We start from the raw sequence: 23,210 nt of genomic DNA on the forward strand, positions 1-23,210 counted from the left end.
CTGATGACAATCAAGATATTACCAGCAAGGCTGGCGAATCAGATAGCTGCGGGTGAGGTGGTGGAAAGGCCTGCTTCCGTCGTGAAAGAGTTGGTCGAAAATAGTCTGGATTCAGGTGCAACCCGGATTGATGTCGATATTGAGAAAGGCGGTGCGAAGCTGATTCGTGTCCGGGATAACGGGCATGGCATTCCGGAAGATGAGCTGACATTAGCATTAAGTCGTCATGCAACGTCCAAAATTCACACGCTGGATGATCTTGAAGCGATTGTGAGTCTGGGGTTTCGTGGTGAAGCCTTAGCCAGTATCAGCTCCGTATCCCGTCTGACTTTAACCTCCCGTCCTGAGAGTCAGGAAAAAGCGTGGATGGCATACAGTGAAGGCCGGGATATGGCTGTGAAGCTTCAACCGGCTGCGCACCCGGTGGGAACAACGGTGGAAGTATTAGATCTGTTTTTTAATACGCCGGCAAGACGCAAGTTTCTCAGAACAGAAAAAACCGAATTCACGCATATTGATGATGTACTAAAACGGATTGCTTTGAGCCGTTTTGATGTCACCATTCATCTTCGGCATAACGGGAAGACCATTCGCCAGTATCGTGCTGCCAGTACTGATATCCAGCAGGAAAAGCGTCTTGCTGCCGTTTGTGGCCAGACATTTGTCCGCCATATGCTGAAGGTTGGACTGGAACATCAGGGATTCTCCCTGCAAGGCTGGATTACCACGCCTGAAGGTGCAAGGCAACAGAGCGATCTGCAATATTGTTATGTCAATGGCCGGATGATGAAGGATAAACTGATCAACCATGCAATCCGGCAAAGTTACGAAGCAACTTTAGCCCCCGAACAATTTGCAGCTTATGTGCTGTATATCTGTCTGGACCCTTATCAGGTTGATGTTAATGTTCATCCCGCCAAACATGAAGTGAGATTTCATCAGTCCCGTCTGATCCATGATTTTATTTATCAGGCTTTGACCAGTGCTTTAGCTGAAGGATGCTTCATTCATTCTCCTGAAGTCAATCAGGCCGCTTTCAGTCAAACTTTACCAGATGAGAAGAAGCCGGATGAGGGTGATGGTTCTGAAGGGACGAAATTATCTGCACAAATATTAGAAGCCGTCCGTCAAACACCTGATTATCCGGGACGGGCAGAAGCTCACCCGGTGCCATCATCTGTCAGGGAATCTTTGCCATCAGATAAATGGACCAATACCGCTGGCAGAAAGTCTTCAGTCAGTCAAAATTCGACTGTAAGAGAGCCGGACCGGAAGGCTGTTACGGCAAAAGAGGCAAGGGTTTATCAGCAGTTAATGCAAACAGAAAACTCTCAACAGCCAGAGCTTTCAGCTATCAGCAACAATAATGCTTCGGCTGGTGCAAAAATACATATAACAAAATTAGGGAAAGCGTTGACGGTTGTTGACGGAAAATATCTTTTGGTGAATGCAGAGCCATCCTGCAGCATAATTGCGCTGGATCGGGCTTATTTACTTAAAATCAGAAAACAGCTTGATGTCAGGCAAACCACCCTCAAAGGGCAACCGTTATTAGTCCCGCTTTCGGTTCAGGTTTCCGGGGACTGTATTGAAGCTGCCGGTAAGTTTCGGGCGGAGCTGGAGCGGTTAGGTATTGAGCTTAAACGTAAGCATAAAACGCCGGATAGCTTGATGATAATGACGGTGCCACAGCCATTACGGCAGCAGAATTTGCAGAAATTAATTCCGGATCTGTTATCTTATGCGGCCGTCTGCAATGAGCAACCAGATTTTTTAGCGCATATCACGGATTGGCTTGCCAATTTCGTCGCTTATGATAAACAGAACAACTACACTTTATCGGAAGCAATCCAGCTAATTGCCGAACTGGAACAACTTTTTCAGGGGAATTTACCGCTGAACGACTCTCATTTTATTCAGTTAGCTGATTTTTCAGCTACCATTACAACATTAAATTCATGAACGAACAGTTACCTCTTGCCCTGTTTTTAATGGGGCCAACAGCATCAGGAAAGACAGATTTGGCAATCCGGTTGTGCCAGTCTTTCCCGATGGAAATTATTAGTGTGGATTCTGCATTGATCTATCGGGGAATGGATATCGGAACGGCCAAGCCGACAGCGGAGGAACTGGCAAAAGCACCTCACAGGCTGATTGATATTCTGGACCCGGAAGCTGCTTATTCAGCGGCTGATTTTCGGCGGGATGCCTTGCATCATATGGATGCAATTGTAAAAAAAGGTAAAATTCCCCTATTAGTCGGGGGAACGATGCTTTACTTTAAAGCTTTACTGGAAGGTTTGTCTCCTTTGCCGGCGGCTGATCCGCAAGTCCGGAAAAGAATAGAACAAGACGCCCGGACTATGGGGTGGAATGCGCTCCATCAGCGTTTAGCTGAAGTCGATCCTGACTCGGCTGAGAGGATTCATCCTAATGATCCTCAACGATTGTCCAGGGCGTTAGAAGTCTTTTATATTTCGGGTAAATCTCTGACAGAACTGACCCGGGAAAAAGGGGAGCGAATTCCTTTCCGGGTAAAGCAGTTTGCTATTGCGCCTGAAGAAAGAGCGGAATTACATCGCCGGATTGAGTTAAGGTTTCGGAAAATGATGGTGTCCGGATTTGAAGATGAAGTGAAAGCATTATATGCTCGAAAAGAGCTTCATCCGGATTTACCGTCGATCAGATGTGTTGGATACCGGCAGATGTGGGAATATTTAGATGGAAGTTGTACACTTGATGATGCAATTTTTCGGGGAATCTGTGCAACTCGCCAATTGGCCAAACGTCAAATGACCTGGTTACGAAGTTGGGAAAATTTGACTTGGTTAGATAGCGATCATGCTGAACAAGCGTATGAAATTATATCGAATTCGATAGCTTCTGATTAAATACGCTGTGTATAATGTGATCGTTTTTGTGTCGAACATTCTGTTTTACACTATCGCTTGAAATTTGGTTGAAATACTACCATAACTTGAGTGTATCAGGATGTTGTTTTACTCATTTAGCTCGGATGCAAAGGCTGTGTAAAGCTTGGTATACCACTAGCTAAATAATTAAATAGAAATAGAAAATAAGGAAAATAAAAATGGCTAAGGGGCAATCTCTACAAGACCCATTCTTAAATGCATTACGTCGCGAGCGTATTCCCGTATCAATTTATTTAGTGAACGGTATTAAGTTGCAGGGACAGATTGAATCTTTTGATCAGTTCGTCATTTTATTGAAAAACACGGTCAATCAAATGGTGTATAAGCACGCAATTTCTACCGTTGTGCCTGCACGTGCTGTGAATCATCATGGTGGTGAACGCCCATCATCAGATCGTCCATCTGATAAGTCTGACGATTAATTTGAATTATTTACAATTAAGGAGCTGGTTGCTTGTTTGACCGTTATGAAGCCGGTGAGCGAGCCGTACTTGTTCATATCAACTTTACGCAAGAAGGGGAATGGGATGATCTAAGCGAGTTTGAAATGCTGGTGAATTCCGCTGGAGTCGAGACATTACAGGTTGTGACCGGTAGTCGTCAGTCTCCGCACCCCAAGTACTATGTCGGTGAGGGTAAAGCCGAAGAAATAGCACGGGCTGTGCAAATGTCTGAAGCTGATGTGGTGATTTTTAACCACGCCCTCTCTCCTGCCCAGGAACGCAATCTGGAAAAATTGTGTCAGTGCCGGGTTATTGACCGGACCGGACTGATTCTTGATATCTTTGCTCAAAGAGCCCGAACTCACGAAGGGAAGTTGCAGGTTGAGTTAGCTCAGCTTCGTCACCTTTCTACCCGTTTGGTTCGGGGCTGGACTCACCTTGAACGACAAAAAGGTGGGATTGGGCTGCGTGGGCCGGGAGAAACTCAGCTGGAAACCGACCGTCGTTTGTTACGGGATCGGATTAAAGCGATATTGCGCCGGCTGGATAAGGTTGCAAAACAAAGAGAACAAGGCCGACGGGCAAGGCACCGGGCTGACATTCCCACGATTTCCTTAGTCGGTTATACAAATGCCGGGAAATCTACATTATTTAACCGGGTAACCGAGGCTGGTGTGTATGCTGCAGATCAGTTATTCGCGACCCTTGATCCGACATTGAGAAAGATCGAACTTCAAGATGTTGGAAGTGCTGTATTAGCTGATACTGTTGGTTTTATTCGTCATCTTCCCCATGATCTTGTGGCTGCTTTTAAAGCAACCTTGCAGGAAACCCGGGATGCTGACATTTTGTTACATGTTGTAGATGCAAGTGATGAACGTTTTCGGGACAATATTGCCGCTGTTCATGAAGTTTTAGCTGAAATTGAAGCGGATGATGTTCCTTCTGTCGTCGTCATGAATAAGATTGATAACATGGAAGGTCAGGCCCCCCGCATTGAGTATGATGATGAAGGTGTGCCTCAAAGTGTTTGGGTTTCTGCAATTGAAGGTAAAGGAATCGATCTGCTGTTTGACGCATTAAGTGAAAGACTGGCAGAGCAAATGGTTCAATACAGGCTATGTATCCCCCCGGCTCATCAGGGACGAATGCGTAGTTTATTCTTCCAAACAAAAGCAATTCAGCAGGAATCCTATGACCAGGATGGTAATTTGTTGATTTTAATTCGTATGCAACAAGCAGATTGGTCTAGACTAGAAAAAAGAGAAAGTGTGGTTTTGCGTGACTTTATAGTTACTTAAAGGACTGCTAAAGTATAACGTCATATCAAAATGATGGAGATTACTAATGGCGTGGAATGAGCCTGGTAATAACAACGGTAATAATGGCCGTGATAAAGACCCGTGGGGTAACAATAATGACCATGGTAATCGTGGTGGCCGTGAACAAGGGCCTCCGGATCTTGATGAAGTATTTAACAAACTGAGCCAGAAAATTGGCGGTAAGTTCGGTAAAAAAGGAGGCAAAGGGTCTTCTTTCCCGGGAGGAAGCTCTATCGGACTCGGTGTTCTTGTTATCATCGTAGCTGCAGTCTGGTTTTTTTCAGGGTTTTACACGATAGGTGAAGCGGAGCGTGGTGTTGTGCTCCGGCTGGGTAAGTATGACCGAATCGTTGACCCTGGCCTGAACTGGCGACCTCGTTTCGTGGATATCGTCCGCCCGGTAAACGTTCAGGCGATCCGTTCGTTGCGTGCTACCGGCCTGATGCTGACGAAAGATGAGAATGTTGTGACTGTTGGAATGGATGTTCAGTATAAGGTTTCTGATCCATATAAATATCTTTATCAGGTGACCAGTGCCGATGATAGCTTACGTCAGGCGACTGATTCAGCGCTTCGTGCAGTTATTGGTGACTCTCTGATGGATAGTATTCTGACCAGTGGTCGTCAGGAAATCCGGCAAAGTACACAAGAAACGTTGAATGAAATTATCAGCAAATATGACATGGGTCTTTTTGTTGTTGATGTCAACTTCCAGTCAGCCCGCCCACCTGAGCAGGTTAAGGATGCATTTGATGATGCGATTGCTGCCCGGGAAGATGAAGAACGTTTTATTCGTGAAGCTGAAGCTTATAAGAATGAGATTATTCCAAAGGCAACTGGACGGGCCGAGCGTCTGAAAAAAGAAGCTCAGGGATACAGTGAACGGGTACTGAACGAAGCTCAGGGCCAGGTTGCACAATTTGAGAAGTTGTTGCCCGAATATAAAGCTGCACCGGAGGTGACCCGGAGTCGTTTATATCTCGATACGATGCAGGAAGTGTATTCTCATACATCGAAGGTACTTATTGACTCAAAATCAACGGGTAATTTGCTTTATTTGCCAATTGATAAGTTGTCCGGACAGCAAGAAAATGTTCCGACGAAGCGTCAGTTAAAATCTTCGCCGCTTTATGATCATATTGAACTTGAGTCTCAGAAGAAGACAAATGATGATTCAACATCACGCTCAAGCGGAACACGTCAGGGGAGATACTAGTCATGCGTAAGTTTATAATCCCTATTATATTTATAGTGATTCTTTCCCTTTGGACTTCCCTGTTTGTCATTCAGGAAGGGGAGCGTGGTATTGTGGTGCGTTTCGGGCGTATTTTGAAAGATGATAATGTGGCTAAAATTTATGAGCCAGGATTGCATTTCAAATGGCCGCTGTTTGATCGGGTCAAACACCTTGATGCACGGATTCAAACCATGGATGGACAGGCGGATCGTTTCGTCACTTCCGAGAAGAAAGACGTCATCATCGATTCTTATGTAAAATGGAAAATTAAAGACTTCGGTCGTTATTATCTGACGACAGGTGGGGGTAACGCATTTACTGCTGAGGCGCTGCTTGAAAGAAAGGTCACTGACGTATTGCGGGCTGAAATTGGTTCAAGAGAAATTAAGCAAATTGTTTCCGGACCAAGAAATGATAATGTCTTGCCGCAAAGTGCGGATGATGATGTTGTTTCAACGCAGGCAGCGAAGGAGGCTTTAGAAATTGACGGGCAACGTGATCAAATCATGGAAGAAGTACTGCTGAATACACGTCAGAGTGCTATGAAAGATTTGGGTGTGTATGTCGTTGATTTCAGGATGAAGAAGATTAATCTGCCAGATGAAATCAGTGAATCTATCTATAAGAGGATGAGAGCTGAGCGTGAGTCTGTTGCCAGAAAGCACCGTTCTCAGGGACGTGAAAAGGCTGAAGTCATTAAGGCTCAGGCAGAATTAGAAGTCGCAACCATTCTTGCTGAAGCAGGTAAAACCGCCCGGGTTACCCGTGGTGGCGCTGATGCTAAAGCTGCGAAGATATATTCTGATGCGTACAATAAAGATATGGAGTTTTATACTTTCCTCCGTTCTTTAAAGGCTTATGAAGAGTCGTTCAATCAGAAGGGTGATATCCTGGTGCTGGATCCTAAGAGTAAATTCTTCCAGTATATGAATGAACCTGATGGTAGTCAGTCAAAATAAAGCTTCGACATCATTGATTTGTCATAGTATAAAGGCTCCTTTCTGGAGCCTTTTCTATTACGGAACCCAACAACTATGTCCCATTCTTTTTTGCTGGCTATTGGCCTGTTGCTCATTGCCGAAGGCATCGGTCCATTTCTTGCGCCAGACGGGTGGCGTCGGGCAATTGCTCAGGTTTCTCAGCAACCAGACAACATACTACGGCGCATCGGTGGCTGTTTTGTTGTGGCGGGGCTGACCATTCTGTATTTCTATTTCCGGTAGTGTGTCGTCATCAATAATGTGGTGGTGGTGCTTCTTCTGATTGTGATGCCAGATTGGACTCATTCATTGTTTTGACTTTATTTACGACATACTTCATTTGTATCTGCATTTCACTGATTGTTTGTTGCTGCCGGGCCAGAGCTTCATTCAGCGTCTCTATTGTATGCTCCTGAAAGGAGATCTGGCACTCCAGATCATTGATGCGTTTCTCTAATGTCTGGATCTGTTGGTCATTCATTTTCATTACTCACTTACTTGCCAGGCCTCTGCGATTCCAGCTGAGTTGGCTGATATGGCATGGCCCTGTTTATCAAAAGCTACATCATATACAACAGCCCGTGGTGGCCGGGTATTTTGGGTTAATTGTGTCTTAAACTCTGCCAGTTTATCACCATTGTTGCTATTCCAAACCATGACATTACCTGAAGGTGTTCCTGTGATGAGTCGGTCGCCATTTTCTGAAAAGCGGGCACTTGAAAAAATCAGCTGTCTTGAAAAGCTTTTCAGGTGTGATAGTTCTTTTCCTGTATGAAGATCCCATATTCTGGCTTGATTTCCGCCATCAGAAGTAAATGCATATTCCCCGTTTCTTTGCAGAGCAACCCGAACAACCCGTTGCTCATGCTCAAACTTTCTGAGAATATGACCTGTTTTTGTATCCCACAGGTAAGCAATGTAATCATTGCCACCGGTTAATGCGTAATGACCATTGGGTGATAATGCAACTGAGTTAACTTTTTCTCTGTGTGCAAGGAATTCCATCCTTCTGCCGGTTGTCAGATCTACATAAATCGCTTTTCCGTTAGACAGTCCCATTAAAATTCTGGTACCGTTTTTAGACAGGTCTATATCCCGGATAATTCCATCAGAGATTGACCACAATCCTTTGGACTGCGTCCATGCGAGATCCCATACCGCAAAGTTCGTTTGCCCGGCTGTTACCGCATAACGATCATTATCTGATATCCGTATTTTAGTGACGGTACTTTCTTCCTGATTTAAAGCGCCTAAATCAGCTAGTTGTTTATTTTCATTCAGATCCCATAATAGAAGCTGTTTCTCCTGGGAATAGGTAAGAGCGAACCGGCCATCTCTGCTTAAGCCGAAAGCAGTGACGCCTTCTGGCGAAATTTTCCACTGTTGAAGTGGTGAGGGAGAGAAAAAGCATCCATTTAACAAAATGATGACAATAAACAAGGGGATATAAAGAGAGAATATTCGCATTGAACTTAATTCCCGTTTAGTGTGTCTAAAGACAATCGAATCACATCACGTTATATTGGTACAACAATGTGTTGCTCATAGATAGAAGTCAAGAAATACTGGGCAATAACAAAAGGCTTACCTGAATAATTTTGGAGAATTTAATGAAATCATTGTTTAAAGTGTCATTATTAGCAGCGGTTGTTATGATGGCAGCAGGGTGTCAAACAGAAGAAACGAAGTCAACTTCAACGACTGCCGAACAAAAAGTTGAATCAGAAAAAGCAACTCAGTCAACTGCTCATTTTGACTCAGATAATGATAAAGTAGCTTATGCGATAGGTTTATCTCTTGCGAACTATTTGAATACGAATCTTGATAAACCAAAAGAATACGGTATTGAACTGAATAAAGAGTTAGTCCTGAAAGGTATTGAGCATGCCTTTGCTAATAAAGCAGAATTAACTGATGAAGACGTACGTACGACTTTATCTGACTTTGATAAGCGTCTGAAAACTCTGGCGACCGAAAAAGCACAAGAAAAAGCAGCGGCAAGCAAAAAAGCCGGAGATGAATTCCGTGCTAAGTTTGAAAAAGAAAAAGGTGTGAAGAAAACTAAGTCAGGATTACTGTATCAGGTCTTAGAAGCAGGCAAAGGCAAATCACCTAAGGCAACGGATACAGTTCAGGTACATTACAAAGGTACTTTGATTGATGGTACTCAGTTTGATAGCTCTTACGATCGTGGTCAGCCGGCAACATTCCCGCTTGATCGGGTGATTAAAGGCTGGACTGAAGGTGTTCAATTGATGAAAGTTGGTTCTAAGTATAAGTTTGTTATTCCACCAGAACTGGCATACGGCGATCGTGATACACCAACGATCCCGGCAAATTCTACATTGGTATTTGAAGTAGAGTTGTTGAAAGTTGACAAAGCAGAAGACAAAGCTAAATCTAAACCTAAAAAATAATATCGATACTCGATTTCGTTTCAAGGCCGGTGTGTAATGCTCCGGCCTTTTTTGTATTGGGCTGCAAAATTGCTTTAAATCACGAGTTAGTCAGATTACTTGCTTTTAGTTTAAAATTTTCTGATAAACTTACATTAATTTGTTGAATTTTTCTAAGGTCGAATAACTGTGACTACAACTGAGACATTGAATGCAGACATGTTGTTAGAAATGGAGTCAGTACATGCGAAGCCTTTTACGGAACACGACAAGATCATTCTTCAGTCTTACGAAGCCGTAGTTGACGGTTTAGCTAGTTTGATTGGGCCATTTTGTGAAATTGTTTTGCATTCTCTGGAGGATTTAAACACCTCTGCAATTAAAATTGCAAATGGTGAAAACACTGGAAGACAGGTTGGTTCTCCAATTACTGATTTAGCTTTGAAAATGCTCAGGGATATTGAAGGTTCCGAGCGAAACTTTTCCCGTTCCTACTTTACCCGGGCAAAAGGCGGTGTGTTGATGAAATCCATCACTGTCGCGATCCGTAACGGGGACAACCGTGTGATTGGGCTGCTTTGTATTAACGTGAATCTGGATGCGCCTTTCTCTCAGGTTCTTCAGTCTTTTATGCCAACGCAGGAAGCCAAAGAAGCTGCTTCTTCAGTTAACTTTGCCAGCGATGTTGAGGAACTGGTCGATCAAACAGTAGAAAGAACAATCGAAGAGATTAATGCGAATAAGTTTGTCTCTAACAACACCAAAAATCGTCAAATTGTGATGGAATTGTTTGATAAAGGCATTTTTGATATCAAAGATGCGATTAACCGGGTGGCAGAGCGGTTGAACATTTCCAAGCATACTGTCTATTTATATATCAGACAGAGAAAGACTGAGGATGACGAAAGTTGAGTAAACTGACTTACACCATTGTTGTGAATGGACCACTCTACGGGACACAGTCTGCCCGGAGTGCTTATCAGTTTGCTTTAGCTTTGTTACAAAAAGGTCATGTGTTGGTCAGTGTGTTTTTTTATCAGGATGGTGTGACCAATGGTAACCGGCTATCGGTACCGGCAAATGATGAATTTAATCTGGTAAAAGCCTGGCAAAGCTTATCTGATGACTATCGGGTTCGGCTTGAAACCTGTGTTGCAGCTTCGTTGAGGCGCGGTATTGTTAGTCCGGAAGAAAGTGAACTGCACGGATTATCTGCTGCTAATCTGGCTGATAATTTTGAACAGGCGGGTCTCGGGAGCCTGGCTCAGGCATTAATGACGCAAGACAGAGTAGTCCAGTTTTGAGTAGCATTACTTTTATTTTTCGCCAGCCACCCCATATATATTCATCAGGCAGGGAAGGGCTTGACGCATTGTTGGCTGCTTCTGCTTTTAGTGAAGACATTCAGGTTGTTTTTCTGGGGGAGGGAGTCAGTAACCTTTTAATACAGCAACAACCATCAGTTATTCTCAGCAGAGACTATATCTCCATGTTTAAATTGTTTGAACTGTATGAGATTGAAAACGTTTATGTCTGCCAGCATTCTCTTGAGCGCTTAGGTCTCAAAGATGCTGAACTTGTCATTGATGCTCAGCGAAGCTGTGCTGATGACATATCAGAAGTTCTTCGCAACAGTAATAAAGTACTGACATTTTAGCCAGGTCATTATGCTTCATATCATCAAAAGCCAGCAGGCAGTGAAACAGGCTCTTTCCTATATCACATCATCTGATGTCATTATCCTCATTGAAGACAGCGTGTATTGCGCAAATCAAAACCATGAACTTTACTCTATGGTGTGCAGAGAAAGTGTATTTGTGTTAGATGAAGATATTGATGCCAGAGGGATTCGTCCGTACATCGGAGCAGAAGTTCGCTGTGTAGATTATTCTGGATTTGTGGATCTAACAGCTCAAGACATTGTTTCGATGACCTGGGATTGAACATCTGTATTTAACTGGATGCACTATTCCCACAAAAAGATCTGTATATTTCTTGACACCTTCATTCTTAGTGCATAGAATTTTGCGTCCCTAATTGTATAGGGATAGATTTTTCACAAGCTTACTTTAAGTAATTCAGGAGCTAGTTAATGGCAACTATTAACCAGTTGGTACGTAAGCCTCGTGTTAAGCAGGTTGCAAAAAGCAACGTGCCTGCACTAGAAGCGTGCCCACAAAAACGTGGTGTATGTACTCGTGTTTACACAACTACACCTAAAAAACCTAACTCAGCACTTCGTAAAGTTTGTCGTGTACGTCTGACAAACGGTTTCGAAGTAACATCGTACATCGGCGGTGAAGGTCACAACCTTCAGGAGCACAGTGTTGTTCTAATCCGTGGTGGTCGTGTTAAAGACCTTCCTGGTGTGCGTTACCACACTGTTCGCGGTGCACTTGACTGTGCAGGCGTAAATGACCGTAAACAAGGTCGTTCTAAGTACGGTGTGAAGCGTCCTAAGTCTTAATATTTCTCTGTTGAAATAGCGTTAAGTAAGGCCAAACACTCAATTATTAATTTTTGAAGAAACTGTATAGTTTTGGATAACCTGAAGAAGACAACGGAGAATATCCATGCCACGTCGTCGCGTAATTGGTCAGCGTAAGATCCTTCCAGATCCTAAGTTCAAATCTGAACTGCTGGCAAAGTTCGTTAACATTTTGATGGTTGACGGAAAAAAATCAGTTGCAGAAAAAATCGTTTATTCTGCATTAGATACAATGGCTGAGAAATCTGGTAAAGATCACTTAGCTGTATTTGAAGAAGCTCTTGAAAATGTCCGCCCGGCAGTCGAAGTTAAGTCTCGCCGTGTGGGTGGTTCAACTTACCAGGTTCCGGTTGAAGTTCGTCCGGTTCGCCGTAATGCACTTGCAATGCGTTGGTTGGTTGAAGCTGCGCGTAAGCGTGGTGAAAAATCTATGGCTGCCCGTCTGTCTGCAGAAATGCTGGACGCAGCTGAAAATAAAGGTGCCGCGGTTAAGAAACGTGAAGACGTTCACCGTATGGCTGAAGCGAACAAAGCATTCGCTCATTACCGTTGGTAATACCTTCTGTACCGCAGGGTTCTCCTGCGGTACATCTATTTTCTAAGGTAGACCTTAGTTAAGAGGATACAATCGTGGCTCGTAAAACTCCTATCGAGCGTTACCGGAATATCGGTATCTGTGCTCACGTAGATGCAGGAAAAACAACCACAACTGAACGTATTCTGTTCTACACCGGCCTTTCTCATAAAATCGGCGAAGTTCACGATGGTGCCGCAACCATGGACTGGATGGAGCAGGAACAAGAACGTGGTATCACTATCACTTCTGCTGCGACAACAACTTTCTGGCGTGGTATGCAGGCGCAATTTTCCGATCATCGTATCAATATTATCGACACTCCAGGGCACGTTGACTTTACCATTGAAGTCGAACGTTCTTTACGTGTGCTTGATGGTGCGGTGGTTGTTTTCTGTGGTGCTTCCGGCGTTGAACCTCAATCAGAGACAGTCTGGCGGCAAGCAGATAAATATCATGTACCCCGTATGGTTTTCGTCAATAAGATGGACCGTGCCGGTGCAGATTTTCTACGCGTTGTGGATCAGATTAAAGATCGCCTTGGTGCGAATCCGGTACCAATTCAATTAAATATTGGCGCTGAAGATGAATTCAAAGGCGTCATTGATTTGTTCAAGATGAAAGCAATTAACTGGAATGAAGAAGATCAGGGTATGACATTTACCTATGAAGACATTCCGGCTGATATGCTTGAGCAAGCTGAAGAATGGCGCAGTCATATGATTGAATCTGCCGCCGAAGCAAACGAAGAACTGATGGAAAAATACCTTGAAGAAGGTGAACTGACTGAAGAAGAAATTAAGTCAGGGCTTCGTATCCGTACATTGAACAATGAAATTGTATTAGCAACATGCGGTAGTGCATTTAAAAATAAAGGCGTTCAGGCTGTATTGGATGCTGTGATCGAATTTTTACCATCGCCTGTGGATGTCCCTTCAATTAAGGGTGTTGATGACGATGAAAATGAAGTTGAACGTCATGCTGATGACACAGAACCATTTTCTGCGCTTGCCTTTAAGATTGCGACCGATCCGTTTGTGGGTACATTGACCTTTGTTCGGGTTTATTCCGGTGTTCTGAACTCCGGTGATATGGTTTACAACACGGTGAAACAAAAGCGTGAGCGTGTTGGCCGTATCGTGCAAATGCATTCAAATAAGCGTGAAGAAGTAAAAGAAGTTCGCGCTGGAGACATTGCAGCTGCAATTGGTCTCAAAGAAGTGACAACAGGTGATACGATTTGTGACCAGAATAATAAAGTTATTCTGGAGCGAATGGAATTCCCTGAGCCGGTGATTCAAATTGCTGTCGAACCCCGTTCGAAAGCAGACCAGGAGAAAATGTCAATTGCTCTTGGTAAACTGGCAGCAGAAGATCCGTCATTCCGTGTTGAAACGGATGATGACACAGGTCAGACGTTAATTTCCGGTATGGGTGAGCTTCACCTGGATATCATCGTTGACCGTATGAAACGCGAATTCAGCGTTGACTGCAATGTGGGTAAACCTCAGGTTGCATACCGTGAAACCATTCGTGGTTCAACGGAAGTTGAAGGCAAGTTTATTCGTCAGTCTGGTGGTCGGGGCCAGTATGGTCATGTTTGGCTGAAACTGGAGCCTGCAGAAGAAGATGAAGGATTTGTTTTCGTTGATGAAATCGTGGGTGGCGTTGTGCCGAGAGAATACATCAGTTCAGTCGCGAAAGGGATTGAAGAACAGATGAATAACGGTGTTTTAGCCGGATATCCCGTGTTGGATGTTAAGGCGACACTGTTTGATGGTTCGTATCATGATGTCGACTCAAGTGAGATGGCGTTTAAAATCGCTGGCTCGATGGCATTCAAGAAGGGTGCACTTGATGCGCAGCCCGTTATTCTTGAGCCACTTATGAAAGTTGAAGTAACCACTCCGGAAGATTGGATGGGTGATGTCGTCGGTGATTTAAACCGCCGGCGGGGTATCATCGAAGGAATGGATGAAGGTCCGGCAGGATTGAAAATTGTCCGCTCTAAAGTGCCACTTTCAGAGATGTTTGGTTACGCAACTGACTTACGTTCTGCAACACAGGGACGGGCTTCTTACTCAATGGAATTTGCTGAGTATGCAGAGGTGCCAAAAAATATTGCAGATGCAATCATTGCAGAGCGTGGTTGATTAATAACGAACCTGTTGCGCTAAGAAAAGTTGGCGCATAAAATAGCAATTTCTGGCGCGCCCTGAGATGACGTTAACTTGGGGTGAATCATAACTAGGAAGGAACACGATCGTGTCTAAAGAAAAATTTGAACGTACGAAACCGCACGTAAACGTTGGTACTATCGGCCACGTTGACCACGGTAAAACAACGCTGACAGCAGCAATCTGTACAACACTTGCAAAAGTGTATGGTGGTGAAGCGAAAGATTTCGCGTCAATCGATAACGCGCCTGAAGAGCGTGAGCGTGGTATCACAATCGCGACTTCACACGTTGAGTATGACACTCCAAGCCGTCACTACGCACACGTAGACTGTCCTGGACACGCGGATTATGTGAAAAACATGATCACAGGTGCGGCACAGATGGATGGTGGTATCCTGGTTGTTGCAGCGACAGATGGTCCAATGCCACAGACTCGTGAGCACATCCTTTTGGGTCGTCAGGTAGGTATTCCTTACATCATCGTATTCATGAACAAATGTGACATGGTTGATGATGAAGAGCTGCTTGAGCTGGTAGAAATGGAAGTACGTGAACTGCTTTCAGAATATGAATTCCCGGGTGATGACCTGCCAGTAATCCAGGGTTCAGCTCTGGGTGCACTGAACGGTGAGAAGCAGTGGGAAGACAAGATTGTTGAGCTTGCAGAAGCTTTGGATTCATATATTCCAGAGCCAGAGCGTGCAATCGACCAGGATTTCATCCTGCCAATCGAAGACGTATTCTCAATCCAGGGCCGTGGTACAGTAGTAACAGGTCGTGTAGAGCAGGGCGTTATCACAGTTGGTGATGAAGTAGAAATCATTGGTATCAAAGAAACAACCAAGACAACTTGTACTGGTGTAGAAATGTTCCGTAAGCTGCTTGACGAAGGTCGTGCAGGTGAGAACGTAGGTGTACTTCTGCGTGGTACTAAGCGTGATGAAGTAGAACGTGGTCAGGTACTGGCGAAGCCAGGTTCAATCACACCACACACGAAGTTCGAGTCAGAAGTATACGTGTTGTCGAAAGATGAAGGTGGTCGTCACACACCATTCTTCAAAGGATATCGTCCACAGTTCTACTTCCGTACAACAGACGTAACAGGTTCAATCGAGTTACCGGAAGGCGTAGAAATGGTTATGCCAGGTGACAACGTGAAAATGGTTGTTGAACTGATTGCTCCAATCGCGATGGACGATGGTCTTCGTTTTGCGATTCGTGAAGGTGGCCGTACAGTAGGCGCCGGTGTTGTTGCTAAAATCATCGCATAATTGACGATTTATTAGTTATAACATTTGAAAAAGAAGGAAGCTTTTGCTTCCTTCTTTTGTTTTTGAAAGAAGTACCATTAACCGAAACAAAATAAAATGTACAAAAAATGCACTTACTAATGGAAATGAAAATTATAATCGTTTATATTTACTGATGTGTTGATTAACTATAGTTTATATTATGTTTGTTTGCGTTTGCCATGCTATCTCAGATACGAAGCTACATCAGTTGGTGACAGAGAATGACATCACTGATATCAAAGAAGTGAAAAAGTGTACGGCTTTAGGAACTCAGTGTGGGAAGTGTATCCGGCAGGCGAAAGCAATTCTGGAACTGGCTGTTTCGACAAAATACCAACAGGTAAGCTAAACCAAACTTTCTTATTGATCCTCTGAGCCCGATTTGACTCTGCTCTTATAAGTTCTACAGTTAATGAGAACTTTAAGAGGAGTTTGTTATGAAAGGTGATCCAATCATTATCCAGCATCTGAATAAAATTCTCGGTAACGAACTGGTTGCTATTAATCAGTATTTCCTACACGCCCGAATGTATAAAGACAAAGGCCTGATTCATTTGGCGGACAAAGAGTACCACGAGTCTATTGATGAGATGAAACACGCTGATCATCTTATAGAAAGAATTCTGTTTCTGGAGGGATTACCGAATCTTCAGGATTTAGGAAAATTGCATATAGGTGAAGATGTCAAAGAAATGCTGGGGTGTGATTTGAAGCTGGAAATGGATGCTATTCCTGACTTGAAAGATGCGATTGCCTACGCAGAGGATATTCGGGATTATGTTTCCCGGGATCTGTTTCAGGATATTCTTGAAGATGAAGAAGAACACGTTGACTGGCTTGAAACCCAGCTCGGATTAATTGATATGACTGGCCTGGAAAATTATCTGCAAGCTCAGTTTGTCGATGAAGATTAACTGAAAAACACATATCACATCGCCGGGCTATCTTCAGATAGCCCTTAATCTATCTGTTTTCATGATTATTCCTTGATAAAATTGTTCCCTTTCTGTACTATTCGTCGTCTTGAATTTCCGGTCCCTTATTATCGTTCCTTGCTTCCTCTGGCTGACCGGACCAATTGTGGAAGCTGAATAATCCGTAAGGAGCAAATCAATGCGTCATTACGAAATCGTATTCATGGTGCACCCAGATCAAAGCGAGCAAGTTGCTGGCATGACTGAGCGTTACACGACTTCTATCACTGAATCTGGCGGTACAATTCACCGTTTGGAAGACTGGGGCCGCCGTCAACTGGCATACCCAATTAATAAACTGCACAAAGCACACTATGTTCTGATGAACGTAGAAGCTGAGCAGCAAGTGATTGATGAACTGGAAACTGCTTTCCGTTTTAACGATGCAGTGTTACGTAACATGATCATGCGTACTAAGTCTGCTGTAACTGAGCCATCAGTTATGCTGAAAGCGAAAGAAGAGCGCACTAAGCGCGAAGAACCTCGCGCAGAAAAACCAGCAGAAGAAGCTGAAAGCAGCGCAAGCGCTGAATAAGCACGCAACAACTTAGTATTCGCTTGTTTGACAGTCATCATGTATTTCATGAGATGTGATATAGCGATGAATGACTCAAATTTAGATCAGGAGATAGCCCATGGCTCGTTTCTTCCGTCGTCGTAAGTTCTGCCGTTTTACAGCAGAAGGCGTACAAGAGATTGATTATAAAGATGTAGCAACGCTGAAAAACTACATCACAGAAGCTGGCAAAATCGTACCAAGCCGTATTACTGGTACCAGCGCTAAGTATCAGCGTCAACTTGCTCGTGCAATTAAACGTGCTCGTTACCTGGCCCTTCTTCCATATACTGACAAGCATCAGTAATTGGCACCGTTTATTAAGAGAGAGGATTAAACAATGCAAGTTATTCTACTTGATAAAATCGGTAACCTGGGTGGCCTTGGCGATACAGTGAACGTGAAGTCTGGTTATGCACGTAACTTCCTTATCCCTCAGGGTAAAGCAGTTATGGCAACTAAATCAAACGTTGAAATGTTTGAACAGCGCCGCGCTGAGCTGGAAGCAAAAGTTGCTGAGCAACTGTCTGCTGCACAGGCTCGTGCTGAAAAAGTAAATGCACTTGAAGCGGTTGTTATCACTTCAAAAGCAGGTGAAGAAGGTAAACTGTTCGGTTCTATCGGTACTCGTGATATCGCTGATGCAGTCACTGCTGCAGGTGTTGAAGTTGCGAAAAGCGAAGTTCGCCTTCCTGAAGGTGCACTGCGTAATACTGGTGAATTTGAAATCAGTGTTCAACTTCACTCTGAAGTATTTGCTACAGTTAAACTTCAGGTTGTTGCTGAGTAATCAATCGTATTACTTAAGTGATATCACTGACGTGATTCTAAACCCACTATTTATAGTGGGTTTTTTTTTGAGCTTTGGTGCCTGTTAGCGCTACCTAGCCTGACGCTCTCGGTCAATTGTTTAAAAATGAAAGACAAGATTGACCGATGTTGCCGTGTCTGTTTTGTTTAACCCATCAGGAACACGGGAGTGATACAGGCGTGAATAAGTCACTTTGGTGGCAAAGTTTTGTGTAATGTCAGTGACCAGACTGATGTCTGTAGTCGTTAATGTATTACTCTTTCCCGAAACCACGGTCGTTTCAGCCAACAGATGAAGATCATCAATCATGTTCCATTTCAGATTGATATTGGACCTGACAATGGGTTCCCTGACGGTTTCAGGGAAAATCAGATCGTCATCATCTATTTCATCCAGGTTTGGTTTTTGATACCGGTACCCGGGGCCGGCTTCTATTTCAATGGTTAACCGTTCCGTATGTGTCAGCTGATATCCGTAGCCGGCAGATAACGTGTAATCTTTGAAATAAGCGCTGTACTTAGAATTAATGCCGTTCAGGCTGCTGAACAGATAACCCTTCGGGCCGATTTTATAGTCGCTTTGTAATTCATAGTTTGATTTGCGCTTATCCTCATCACCATTCTTATAGAGCCGGTAAAATTTCCAGACACCGTTTGTCCGATATCTTCCCCGGGTATATTCTGCCTGCAGGTTGAAATTAAGAGATTTGGTGTCTTTATTACCTGTATGCCTTTGGTAACCGAAGTCTACTTGTGATGTGAATAGCGCAGTCTCATGAGTGGGTTGAGATGATTGATCATTTACTTCAGCCTGAATGTTAAAAGTCATAAAACCCATGCAAACATTCAGTATGATTCGCCAGGATTGTGTCACTGCCTGCCTTTGAATATCTGTCAGTCAAAAAGAGCATGTTAATCCGAATCATCTTATATTCAGTCAGTATCAGGTTAATTATTTCTGAGTGATGCCCGGATAGCCAAACCCGCTATCTTCCTGTTGCCGGAGTATAATTACAAATGCGATATTTACGGTTTCCCGGTATAATAACTGTCTTTTGATTTTTTCTGAGTAGGGTCATGGCCGATTCCAGATTTGAAAACAGAGCACGTAACCGAACTGATTCTCAGGTTGAGGCAATCAAAACGCCGCCTCATTCACTGGAGGCAGAGCAATCCGTACTGGGTGGATTACTGCTGGATAATGAACGTTGGGACACTGTTGCTGAATTTGTCATAGCAGATGATTTCTACAGTCGCCCGCACCGGCTGATATTTGACGGGATTCAATCCATTCTGGAAAGTGGCCATCCGCTTGATCTGATCACCTTGTCTGAGCATCTTGAATTAAGAGAACAGCTGGACGATGTCGGTGGTCTGGCTTACCTGACCGATTTAGCGAAGAATACCCCAAGTGCTGCCAATATTACGGCATATGCCAAAATTGTGTCAGAGCGGGCGATGGTGCGTAAGCTCATCGGGGTGGCGAATGAAATTGCGGATGCCAGCTATGATCCTCAGGGCCGCAATTCTGATGATTTGCTGGACTTGGCTGAAAGTAAAGTTTTTGCAATTGCGGAGTCTAAAACGCGTGACAACGAAGGCCCTCAGCGTATTGATACCATTTTGGAAAATACGCTGGAACGAATTGAACAGCTCTATAAGAGCCCTCAGGATGGTGTAACCGGTGTGACCACCGGCTTTACTGATCTGAACAAGAAAACTGCGGGTATGCAGTCTTCGGATTTGATCATTGTGGCGGCACGTCCTTCCATGGGTAAAACGACCTTTGCCATGAACCTGTGTGAAAATGCGGCGATGTCTCAGGACAAACCTGTCCTGATTTTTTCTCTGGAGATGCCGGCTGAGCAGATCATGATGAGAACACTGGCTTCGCTGTCACGTGTTGATCAGACCAAAATCAGAACCGGTCAGCTGGATGATGAGGACTGGGCGAGAATCTCCTCAACGATGGGGATGCTCATGGAAAAGAAAAATATTCTGATTGATGACAGCGCCGGACTGACGCCAACGGAACTGCGTTCACGTGCCCGGCGGGTTGCCCGTGAACATGGCGGGATTTCGATGATTATGGTCGACTATTTGCAGTTGATGCGTGTGCCTGCGATGTCGGAGAACCGGACGCTGGAGATCGCAGAGATTTCCCGCTCCTTAAAAGCACTGGCGAAAGAGCTTAACATCCCGGTGGTTGCGCTTTCTCAGCTGAACCGTTCTCTGGAGCAAAGGGCTGATAAAAGACCGGTCAACTCTGACCTGCGGGAATCCGGATCGATTGAGCAGGATGCCGACTTAATCATGTTTATCTATCGTGATGAAGTCTATCACCCGGATAGCTCCATGAAGGGAACCGCTGAAATTATCATCGGTAAGCAGCGGAATGGCCCGATTGGTTCCGTCAGGCTGACATTCCAGGGGCATTTTTCCCGCTTCGATAACTATGCCGGGCCTGCTTTTGATATTGATGATGAATAACTTGTTTCAGCAGGTTGAGTCCGGAAGTTTAATTATCGACACAAAATAAGTCAGGGAGATCACTCTCCCTGAATCGTCGCAATGATGGTTCTTTGACCGCCATGATTGCGGTGTTCACCCAAATAAATTCCCTGCCACGTACCTAATGCCAAACGCCCGTTTGTGACCGGAATCATCAGGCTGCTGCCAAGAAGCGATGATTTAATATGTGCTGGCATATCATCTTCACCTTCATAAGTATGCTGATAATACGGCGCATTTTCCGGAACATACCTGTCAAAATGGGCTTCCATGTCTGTTCTGACGGTTGGATCTGCATTTTCATTGATTGTCAGGCTGGCAGATGTGTGTTGAATAAACAGGTTAACCATGCCTACAGACACAGAGGTCAACTGAGGCAACTGCCGAACGATTTCATCGGTTATCAGGTGAAATCCCCGCCGTTTAGCAGGAATCCGAATTAAAATTTGAGACCACATTGCGAATACCTATCAGAATAATTGATTATATCATTATTGAACTTATGGTGAGTAAAACATAGTTACCATACAATGTTAACTCATGCTGTTGCGAAGGTTGCTTGGGTATATTCTGATTTGGCCTGTAATTCCGCTACTTGTGGATACTCTGTCCGGGATTAGCGGTTTCCGGCGGGGACAAATCAATTGACACGATTTGAGATAAAACATAATTTCGCAACAAAAATTAAGTATAATCAGCAAATCGTTTTATGAAGATCTAAATTTTAGACTGAGATGGCAACGCGGGTTGTCTGAGGTGTAAAACTAATTCAATCATCGGGATAAATACCATGTTAAAAAAAATTAATCCGACAGAAACCAAGGCCTGGAAAGCCCTTTCTGCTCATTTTGAATCAGTAAAGAGTGTTGATTTAAGTACATTATTTGCGCAGGATAATCAACGTTTTGACAAGTTCTCTCAACAATTAGGTGATGACATACTTGTCGATTATTCCAAAAACCTGATTAATGAAGAAACACTGAAACACCTGTTGGCTCTGGCTGAAGAAACCGATCTGAAAAGTGCCATTGAAGCCATGTTCAGTGGCGGGAAAATCAACCAAACTGAAAATCGCTCAGTCCTGCATGTTGCATTACGTAACCGGAGTAACACACCTGTTTACTCAGATGGTGAAGATGTGATGCCAGCCGTAAATGCCGTGCTGGAAAAAATGAAAAGTTTTTCTGAGCGTATCATCTCCGGTGAGTGGAAAGGTTATACCGGCAAAGCGATTACCGATGTTGTGAATATCGGTATCGGCGGTTCAGATTTGGGGCCTTATATGGTGACAGAGGCGCTGAAACCTTATAAAAACCAGCTCGAAATGCACTTTGTGTCGAATGTTGACGGTACGCATGTTGAAGAAGTGCTGAAAGGCCTGAACCCTGAAACTACCCTGTTTTTGATTGCATCAAAAACCTTTACCACGCAGGAAACCATGACCAATGCTCACACCGCCCGTGCATGGTTTTTGAAAGCTGCCAATGATGAAGCTCAGGTCGCGAAGCACTTCGCTGCGCTGTCTACCAATGCAACCGCAGTTGAAGCCTTCGGCATTGATACTGACAATATGTTCGAATTCTGGGACTGGGTTGGCGGCCGCTACTCACTCTGGTCAGCAATCGGGCTGTCTATCGTTCTGAGCATCGGCTATGACAACTTTATTGAGCTGCTTACCGGCGCACATGAAGTCGATAAACATTTTGCCGAAACGCCATTTGAAGCGAATGTTCCTGTGTTGCTGGCTTTAATCGGTATCTGGTACAACAACTTTTATGGTGCTGAATCTGAGGCAATTCTTCCGTATGATCAATACATGCACCGCTTTGCTGCTTACTTCCAGCAAGGAAACATGGAATCAAATGGTAAGTATGTCGACCGTAATGGTGCGCCTGTCAATTATCAGACTGGTCCGGTTATCTGGGGCGAACCCGGTACGAATGGTCAACATGCTTTCTATCAGCTGATTCATCAGGGCACGAAACTGATTCCGTGTGACTTCATTGCACCGGCTGTGTCGCATAACCCGACCGGTGACCATCATCCGAAACTTTTGTCTAACTTCTTTGCCCAAACCGAAGCGCTTGCCTTCGGTAAAACGAAAGAGAAAGTTGCGGCTGAATTTGCTGCGGCAGGTAAAAGCGAAGCTGAGGTAGCAGAGCTGGTTCCGTTTAAAGTATTCGAAGGGAATCGCCCAACCAATTCCTTGCTGGTTAAACAGATTACACCGAAGACTTTGGGTCAGCTGATCGCCATGTATGAACATAAGATCTTCACACAAGGCGTGATCTGGAATATCTTCAGTTTTGATCAATGGGGTGTTGAGCTGGGCAAACAGCTGGCAAACAATATCCTGCCAGAGTTACAGGATGACTCAAAAGTCTCTTCACATGATAGTTCCACCAACGGACTTATCAACGCTTACAAATCTTTCCGTTAAGCGGTTTGAGGTTTTGAGCTGAATGTGAAAAAGGTTGGGGAAGCCCAACCTTTTTATTTAAATCAGTAATGATGT

At 44.1% G+C, this 23,210-nt stretch carries 27 protein-coding genes; 23 read left to right on the forward strand and 4 right to left on the reverse strand.

Translation table 11 applies throughout. The annotated features are described in order from the left end of the window. The first annotated feature begins 3 nt into the window (after positions 1-3). The 7 genes from mutL to OC443_RS01895 all read left to right on the forward strand — a co-directional run bounded on the left by mutL (position 4) and on the right by OC443_RS01895 (position 7,158). A complete protein-coding gene (mutL, locus tag OC443_RS01865; protein WP_073579942.1) occupies positions 4-1,962 on the forward strand; it encodes a DNA mismatch repair endonuclease MutL in 1,959 nt (652 codons plus the stop codon). Then, positions 1,959-2,891, forward strand: coding sequence for a tRNA (adenosine(37)-N6)-dimethylallyltransferase MiaA (gene miaA / locus OC443_RS01870; RefSeq protein WP_073579943.1), 933 nt, complete (start codon positions 1,959-1,961; stop codon positions 2,889-2,891). The genes mutL and miaA overlap by 4 nt, the downstream gene beginning before the upstream one ends. Positions 2,892-3,091: 200 nt before the next feature. Beyond that, a complete protein-coding gene (gene hfq, locus OC443_RS01875) occupies positions 3,092-3,355 on the forward strand; it encodes an RNA chaperone Hfq (RefSeq protein WP_073579944.1) in 264 nt (87 codons plus the stop codon). 32 nt (positions 3,356-3,387) lie between these two features. Further along, positions 3,388-4,677 (forward strand): ribosome rescue GTPase HflX, encoded by a 1,290-nt coding sequence (gene hflX, locus OC443_RS01880; RefSeq protein ID WP_073579945.1) that lies wholly within the window; start codon positions 3,388-3,390, stop codon positions 4,675-4,677. Between the two features lie 46 nt (positions 4,678-4,723). Beyond that, a complete protein-coding gene (gene hflK, locus OC443_RS01885) occupies positions 4,724-5,914 on the forward strand; it encodes an FtsH protease activity modulator HflK (protein WP_073579946.1) in 1,191 nt (396 codons plus the stop codon). A gap of 2 nt (positions 5,915-5,916) precedes the next feature. Continuing rightward, entirely contained in the window at positions 5,917-6,894 is a 978-nt protein-coding gene (gene hflC, locus OC443_RS01890; protein WP_073579947.1) for a protease modulator HflC, read from the forward strand. A gap of 75 nt (positions 6,895-6,969) precedes the next feature. Then, positions 6,970-7,158, forward strand: coding sequence for a DUF2065 domain-containing protein (locus OC443_RS01895; RefSeq protein ID WP_073579948.1), 189 nt, complete (start codon positions 6,970-6,972; stop codon positions 7,156-7,158). Positions 7,159-7,168: 10 nt separating this feature from the next. On the opposite strand, the gene OC443_RS01900 is transcribed toward OC443_RS01895, so the two are convergent. Then, positions 7,169-7,396, reverse strand: a complete 228-nt coding sequence (locus OC443_RS01900; protein ID WP_073580042.1) for a SlyX family protein — start codon at positions 7,394-7,396, stop codon at positions 7,169-7,171. A gap of 5 nt (positions 7,397-7,401) precedes the next feature. Further along, entirely contained in the window at positions 7,402-8,382 is a 981-nt protein-coding gene (locus tag OC443_RS01905) for a WD40 repeat domain-containing protein (RefSeq protein ID WP_073579949.1), read from the reverse strand. Positions 8,383-8,525: 143 nt separating this feature from the next. Between OC443_RS01905 and fkpA the strand changes: the two genes are divergently transcribed. The 14 genes from fkpA (at position 8,526) to rplI (ending at position 18,164) form a co-directional block, all read left to right on the forward strand. Then, positions 8,526-9,332, forward strand: coding sequence for an FKBP-type peptidyl-prolyl cis-trans isomerase (gene fkpA / locus OC443_RS01910; protein WP_073579950.1), 807 nt, complete (start codon positions 8,526-8,528; stop codon positions 9,330-9,332). Positions 9,333-9,500: 168 nt separating this feature from the next. Further along, the gene (locus OC443_RS01915) at positions 9,501-10,223 is read left to right on the forward strand and encodes a helix-turn-helix transcriptional regulator (RefSeq protein WP_073579951.1); all 723 of its coding nucleotides are present in this window, start codon (positions 9,501-9,503) and stop codon (positions 10,221-10,223) included. Beyond that, positions 10,220-10,615 carry a sulfurtransferase complex subunit TusD gene (gene tusD / locus OC443_RS01920; protein ID WP_073579952.1) on the forward strand — a complete coding sequence of 132 codons (396 nt, stop codon included), beginning with the start codon at positions 10,220-10,222 and terminating at the stop codon, positions 10,613-10,615. The genes OC443_RS01915 and tusD overlap by 4 nt, the downstream gene beginning before the upstream one ends. After that, positions 10,612-10,968 (forward strand): sulfurtransferase complex subunit TusC, encoded by a 357-nt coding sequence (gene tusC / locus OC443_RS01925; protein WP_073579953.1) that lies wholly within the window; start codon positions 10,612-10,614, stop codon positions 10,966-10,968. The genes tusD and tusC overlap by 4 nt, the downstream gene beginning before the upstream one ends. Before the next feature lie 10 nt (positions 10,969-10,978). Next, positions 10,979-11,254, forward strand: a complete 276-nt coding sequence (gene tusB / locus OC443_RS01930) for a sulfurtransferase complex subunit TusB (RefSeq protein WP_073579954.1) — start codon at positions 10,979-10,981, stop codon at positions 11,252-11,254. 149 nt (positions 11,255-11,403) lie between these two features. Then, positions 11,404-11,778: a 30S ribosomal protein S12 gene (gene rpsL / locus OC443_RS01935; RefSeq protein ID WP_038181303.1), complete on the forward strand. Its 375-nt coding sequence runs from the start codon at positions 11,404-11,406 to the stop codon at positions 11,776-11,778. Between the two features lie 106 nt (positions 11,779-11,884). Further along, positions 11,885-12,355 carry a 30S ribosomal protein S7 gene (gene rpsG / locus OC443_RS01940; protein WP_073579955.1) on the forward strand — a complete coding sequence of 157 codons (471 nt, stop codon included), beginning with the start codon at positions 11,885-11,887 and terminating at the stop codon, positions 12,353-12,355. 74 nt (positions 12,356-12,429) lie between these two features. Further along, positions 12,430-14,526, forward strand: a complete 2,097-nt coding sequence (gene fusA / locus OC443_RS01945) for an elongation factor G (RefSeq protein ID WP_073579956.1) — start codon at positions 12,430-12,432, stop codon at positions 14,524-14,526. 112 nt (positions 14,527-14,638) lie between these two features. After that, positions 14,639-15,823, forward strand: coding sequence for an elongation factor Tu (gene tuf, locus OC443_RS01950; RefSeq protein ID WP_073579957.1), 1,185 nt, complete (start codon positions 14,639-14,641; stop codon positions 15,821-15,823). A gap of 181 nt (positions 15,824-16,004) precedes the next feature. Further along, the gene (locus OC443_RS01955) at positions 16,005-16,193 is read left to right on the forward strand and encodes a (2Fe-2S)-binding protein (RefSeq protein ID WP_073579958.1); all 189 of its coding nucleotides are present in this window, start codon (positions 16,005-16,007) and stop codon (positions 16,191-16,193) included. Between the two features lie 88 nt (positions 16,194-16,281). After that, positions 16,282-16,758 carry a bacterioferritin gene (gene bfr / locus OC443_RS01960; RefSeq protein ID WP_073579959.1) on the forward strand — a complete coding sequence of 159 codons (477 nt, stop codon included), beginning with the start codon at positions 16,282-16,284 and terminating at the stop codon, positions 16,756-16,758. Between the two features lie 199 nt (positions 16,759-16,957). Beyond that, the gene (gene rpsF, locus OC443_RS01965; protein ID WP_073579960.1) at positions 16,958-17,353 is read left to right on the forward strand and encodes a 30S ribosomal protein S6; all 396 of its coding nucleotides are present in this window, start codon (positions 16,958-16,960) and stop codon (positions 17,351-17,353) included. Positions 17,354-17,453: 100 nt separating this feature from the next. Then, positions 17,454-17,681 carry a 30S ribosomal protein S18 gene (gene rpsR / locus OC443_RS01970; RefSeq protein WP_000090471.1) on the forward strand — a complete coding sequence of 76 codons (228 nt, stop codon included), beginning with the start codon at positions 17,454-17,456 and terminating at the stop codon, positions 17,679-17,681. A gap of 33 nt (positions 17,682-17,714) precedes the next feature. Further along, a complete protein-coding gene (gene rplI / locus OC443_RS01975; protein ID WP_073579961.1) occupies positions 17,715-18,164 on the forward strand; it encodes a 50S ribosomal protein L9 in 450 nt (149 codons plus the stop codon). 120 nt (positions 18,165-18,284) lie between these two features. Here rplI and OC443_RS01980 read toward each other — a convergent pair whose 3' ends face one another. Next, positions 18,285-19,022 (reverse strand): DUF481 domain-containing protein, encoded by a 738-nt coding sequence (locus OC443_RS01980; RefSeq protein WP_073579962.1) that lies wholly within the window; start codon positions 19,020-19,022, stop codon positions 18,285-18,287. Positions 19,023-19,261: 239 nt separating this feature from the next. On the opposite strand from OC443_RS01980, the gene OC443_RS01985 reads away from it, so the two are divergent. Next, positions 19,262-20,674 carry a replicative DNA helicase gene (locus OC443_RS01985; RefSeq protein ID WP_073579963.1) on the forward strand — a complete coding sequence of 471 codons (1,413 nt, stop codon included), beginning with the start codon at positions 19,262-19,264 and terminating at the stop codon, positions 20,672-20,674. Positions 20,675-20,733: 59 nt separating this feature from the next. Here OC443_RS01985 and OC443_RS01990 read toward each other — a convergent pair whose 3' ends face one another. After that, complete coding sequence (locus OC443_RS01990) at positions 20,734-21,153, reverse strand: secondary thiamine-phosphate synthase enzyme YjbQ (protein ID WP_073579964.1); 420 nt, start codon at positions 21,151-21,153, stop codon at positions 20,734-20,736. Positions 21,154-21,485: 332 nt separating this feature from the next. Here OC443_RS01990 and pgi point away from each other — a divergent pair, with 332 nt between their 5' ends. Then, a complete protein-coding gene (gene pgi, locus OC443_RS01995; protein ID WP_073579965.1) occupies positions 21,486-23,135 on the forward strand; it encodes a glucose-6-phosphate isomerase in 1,650 nt (549 codons plus the stop codon). Positions 23,136-23,210 lie beyond the last annotated feature (75 nt).

Source organism: Vibrio quintilis (assembly GCF_024529975.1).
Taxonomy (GTDB): Bacteria; Pseudomonadota; Gammaproteobacteria; order Enterobacterales; family Vibrionaceae; genus Vibrio; species Vibrio quintilis.